Origin of the sequence: Providencia sp. PROV223 (assembly GCF_028479245.1) — a bacterium.
Lineage (GTDB): Bacteria > Pseudomonadota > Gammaproteobacteria > Enterobacterales > Enterobacteriaceae > Providencia > Providencia rettgeri.
On the sequence record NZ_JAMPNG010000038.1, the window covers coordinates 1 to 4,361 of the forward strand.

3 protein-coding genes, 5 tRNA genes and 1 rRNA gene are annotated in these 4,361 nt (G+C 38.0%); 8 read left to right on the plus strand and 1 reads right to left on the minus strand.

The annotated features are described in order from the left end of the window. Nucleotides 1-39: 39 nt before the first annotated feature. The 4 genes from PR767_RS21120 (at nt 40) to birA (ending at nt 2,418) form a co-directional block, all read left to right on the plus strand. Nucleotides 40-115, plus strand: a tRNA-Thr gene (locus PR767_RS21120). Between the two features lie 26 nt (nt 116-141). Further along, nucleotides 142-257 (plus strand): 5S ribosomal RNA (rrf, locus tag PR767_RS21125). A 155-nt stretch (nt 258-412) separates the two neighbouring features. Beyond that, nucleotides 413-1,447 (plus strand): UDP-N-acetylmuramate dehydrogenase, encoded by a 1,035-nt coding sequence (murB, locus tag PR767_RS21130; RefSeq protein ID WP_109913346.1) that lies wholly within the window; start codon nt 413-415, stop codon nt 1,445-1,447. After that, the gene (birA, locus tag PR767_RS21135; protein WP_117163081.1) at nt 1,444-2,418 is read left to right on the plus strand and encodes a bifunctional biotin--[acetyl-CoA-carboxylase] ligase/biotin operon repressor BirA; all 975 of its coding nucleotides are present in this window, start codon (nt 1,444-1,446) and stop codon (nt 2,416-2,418) included. Before murB ends, birA begins: the two co-directional genes overlap by 4 nt. 39 nt (nt 2,419-2,457) lie before the next feature. Here birA and coaA read toward each other — a convergent pair whose 3' ends face one another. Further along, nucleotides 2,458-3,408 carry a type I pantothenate kinase gene (gene coaA, locus PR767_RS21140; protein ID WP_109913348.1) on the minus strand — a complete coding sequence of 317 codons (951 nt, stop codon included), beginning with the start codon at nt 3,406-3,408 and terminating at the stop codon, nt 2,458-2,460. Nucleotides 3,409-3,834: 426 nt separating this feature from the next. On the opposite strand from coaA, the gene PR767_RS21145 reads away from it, so the two are divergent. The 4 genes from PR767_RS21145 (at nt 3,835) to PR767_RS21160 (ending at nt 4,242) form a co-directional block, all read left to right on the plus strand. After that, a tRNA-Thr gene (locus PR767_RS21145) sits at nt 3,835-3,910 on the plus strand. Nucleotides 3,911-3,925: 15 nt separating this feature from the next. Then, a tRNA-Tyr gene (locus tag PR767_RS21150) sits at nt 3,926-4,010 on the plus strand. Between the two features lie 75 nt (nt 4,011-4,085). After that, nucleotides 4,086-4,160 (plus strand) — tRNA-Gly (locus PR767_RS21155). Between the two features lie 6 nt (nt 4,161-4,166). Continuing rightward, nucleotides 4,167-4,242 (plus strand) — tRNA-Thr (locus tag PR767_RS21160). The last annotated feature ends 119 nt before the right edge of the window (nt 4,243-4,361 follow it).

Sequence of the window (4,361 nt, forward strand, 5' to 3'; positions counted from 1 at the left end):
TTTTAAGGTTGTGTCAGTACTGACTGACCGCACCATATTGCTGATATGGCTCAGTTGGTAGAGCACACCCTTGGTAAGGGTGAGGTCCCCAGTTCGAATCTGGGTATCAGCACCATATAATCGGCATTTAAAAAGAATTTACCTAGCGGCAATAGCGCGGTGGTCCCACCTGACCCCATGCCGAACTCAGTAGTGAAACGCCGTAGCGCCGATGGTAGTGTGGGGTCTCCCCATGTGAGAGTAGGGAACTGCTAGGTTTTAAATATAAAGAAGCCACCCATTGGGTGGCTTTTTGCATTCTATTAATAGCGCAATTCTCACTAATTATCTTATTTTCCTAATCTTGCTATTCACTCTTAATCCAGCCTGATAGACTTATCCTATCCTAGTTTTATTTGTACTGAAGGCTGTAATGAACCTAACGTCTGAACTTAAATCATTTAATAGCTTTGGCATTCAAGCAAAAGCATTATCAATTGTTTTTGTGGATAACCAAGAATCTTTACTCCAACAATGGGTCGAGGCTAAAAATCAGCAACTCCCAGTATTATTATTAGGGGGGGGAAGTAATGTTCTATTTGTTGCAGACTTTGAAGGTGTTGTAATTATTAATCAGCTTAAGGGAATAGAAATAACAGAAGATAATAGTTATTGGTATGTTCATACTCAAGCAGGTGAAAATTGGCATCAATTACTTGAAACATTATTGAGTAAAGGTATTTGTGGTGCAGAAAATTTAGCATTAATCCCGGGTTGTGTGGGTTCTGCACCCATTCAAAATATAGGTGCTTATGGTATAGAGCTGAAAGATATATGTGAGTATGTTGATGTGCTTTCCCTTGAAACAGGCAGAGTAATACGACTAACAGCTTCAGAGTGCCAATTTGGCTATCGTGATAGTATTTTTAAGCATGAGTATCAATATGGCTATGTCATCATCAGTGTTGGGTTAAAATTAGCTAAAGAATGGGTTCCTAAGCTTATGTATGGAGATCTTGCTCAACTTGATCCCAATACAGTAACACCAGAGCAAGTATTTAATTCGGTATGCCAAACACGTAGAAGCAAATTACCTGACCCAACAGTAACGGGCAATGCGGGTAGTTTCTTTAAAAATCCTGTTATTTCAGCAGAAAAGGCACAGGCCATAAAAATAGCTTATCCTAATTGCCCTCAATATGAACAAGCAGATGGTAGTGTTAAATTAGCCGCAGGTTGGTTAATTGACCAGTGCGGTTTAAAAGGTCATCAAATAGGTGGCGCAGCTGTTCACACCCAACAGGCGTTGGTATTAATTAATAAACAGCACGCAACAGGGCAAGATATTGCTAACTTGGCGAAATATGTGAGCCAAACGGTAGCAAAGCGCTTTGATATTATTTTAGAGCCAGAAGTAAGGTTTATCGGTCGAGTGGGAGAAGTTAATGCAATGGATTATATTCGATGAAAGAAACTAATATTCCTTTACAGCTAATTGATATCTTAGCTGATGCTCAGGTCCATTCGGGGGAGCAACTCGGTGAACAATTAGGAATGACAAGATCTGCAATTAATAAACATATCAAAACATTGCGCTCTTGGGGATTAAATATAGAAACAATAGCTGGCAAAGGCTATAAGCTTCCATATCAAATCAATTTATTAAGTGAAGAAGCCATTAAAAAGCAAATTGATGATGTGAATATTATTGTTGAGCCAGTGATCGATTCAACAAACCAATATATGTTAGAGCGTATTGCTGAGCTTAAATCAGGAGATACTTGCTTAGCCGAATATCAAAGTGCTGGACGTGGTAGAAGAGGGCGTCAGTGGATATCTCCATTTGGTTGTAATCTATATCTTTCAATGTATTGGAGATTAGAACAAGGCCCAGCAGCAGCAGTGGGACTAAGTCTGGTTGTGGGCATCGTAATTGCTGAAGTTTTAAATAGAATTAGTCAAGAAAAAGTGAAAGTAAAGTGGCCTAATGACCTGTATATGAATGATAAAAAACTTGCAGGAATTCTTGTTGAATTAACTGGTAAAACAGGAGATGCAGCTCATATTATTATTGGTGTTGGTATTAACATTGGAATGAATAATAACAATATTGAAAGTTCAAAATCAATAACACAAGAATGGTCATCACTAAGAGATGAGGTTGAAAATATAGAGCGTAATGAATTATCTGCTAATATTATTAAGTCATTAAGAGAATCTTTAGTTATATTTGAACACGAAGGACTAAAACCATTTTTAGAGCGATGGTTTAAACTAGATAATTTTCTGAACAGGCATGTTAAGTTATTGATAGGTAATGATGTAATATCAGGTATTGAGCGTGGCGTTAATGATCAAGGTGCATTATTACTACAAAAGGATAATGGAGAAATAATTCCCTATATTGGAGGGGAAATATCCTTAAGGCTAAACGAGTGATATATTATTGGCCGGAGATAAGCCGGCCAATATAAATAATTATTTTCTTAATCTAACACTCTGAATAGTATGGTTCTCACCTTTAGTCATAATTAAACTGGCTCTTTCCTTCGTTGGTAATATATTTTCTTCAAGATTTAATCCATTAATTTCATCCCAAATAGACCCTGCAATATTAATAGCTTCATCTTCACTTAATTTAGAGTAGCTATGGAAATAAGAATCAGGATCTGAGAATGCACCTTGCCTAAATTTAAGAAACCGACCGATATACCATTGTTTTAATAATTCAGGTGCAGCATCGACATAAATGGAAAAATCAACAAAATCAGATACAAAGACATGATGAGGATCTTGCGGGTAATCCATATCACTTTGTAAGACATTCAGCCCTTCAAGTATTAAAATATCAGGTTGATCAATGATTTGTTCTTGGTCAGGAACGATATCATACGTTAAATGTGAATAAACAGGAGCCTTAACGTTACGTGCACCTGACTTTATTTGCGACACGAAGTTAACGAGTTTTCGCATATCATAAGATTGCGGAAACCCTTTTTTCTTCATGATATTCCTATCTTTTAATACTTGATTAGGATGTAAGAAACCATCAGTTGTAATCAAGTCAACTTTACGGTGTTCTGGCCAACGAGTGAGTAGTGCTTGTAGTAAACGTGCAGTTGTACTCTTACCAACAGCTACACTACCTGCTATACCAATAATATAAGGCACTTTTGCGCCATTAGTTCCAAGGAATTGCTCTAGGACAGCCTGACGACGCAAGTTTGAGCTGATATAAAAATTCAATAAACGCGATAAAGGTAGATAAATCTCTATAACATCTTCCATAGAGAGTTCTTCGTTAATCCCTTTTAACTCTAGAAGTTCACTCGATGTTAATGTAAGTGGAACTGAATCACGTAACGTTGCCCAGTGTTCTCTATCAAACTCTAAGTATGGCGTAGTAATAAAATTTTCTTTCTTTTTCATAAACCAACATCTGCCTATTTTATGCAGGTTGGACAGGTTGCCTAAACACCCGTATCCATAAAATTTGCTAGCATCATAGCGAGTGAAAGTGGGGAGGCGTAGGTTTTTTTCTATTTTTTATGAGTTTTTTTTGATGTAGGCAGAAAAAATGATACTGAGTGATGAAAAAAACACCTAAAAATGAGAGGCTAAAATTGTGATATCGAATAAAAAATAATAATTTTAAAAATTTTAAGCCTCTTTCTCCCTTTACTGACCAAATGATAATGGACTATAGTTAACAGCTGCTGTTGATGTTTTAAGCTTAAAATAGTTAAAAAATCAACAAAAAGCCCAAAAGCGAACAAAATGTGAGCGAACAAACAAAAAAATTAATTTTTTTGTTGCAACCTGCGCCGACTCTACCTAGAATGCGCAGCACTTGATGCCGGCATAGCTCAGTTGGTAGAGCAACTGACTTGTAATCAGTAGGTCCCGAGTTCGACTCTTGGTGCCGGCACCATTAACAATTTGGATAGGTGGGATACCCAAGCGGCCAAAGGGAGCAGACTGTAAATCTGCCGTCACAGACTTCGAAGGTTCGAATCCTTCTCCCACCACCATCTCCAAGAAATTTTCTTAAGAGAAAATTTTGAGGAACAGTTTAACAGCTGATAACTCAGGTAGCCGAGTTCATTGCGGGCATCGTATAATGGCTATTACCTCAGCCTTCCAAGCTGATGATGCGGGTTCGATTCCCGCTGCCCGCTCCAAGATGTGCTGATATGGCTCAGTTGGTAGAGCACACCCTTGGTAAGGGTGAGGTCGGCAGTTCGAATCTGCCTATCAGCACCACTTCCCTTATGTTCTCACTAATCTCCCTGATTTGTCTCCTGAAAAAAACAAGCGAAATAAATTCTTGCTTGGTTGATGTGGTTTAACCACCGATTCCGTGTCTTAGAGGGACAATCTAA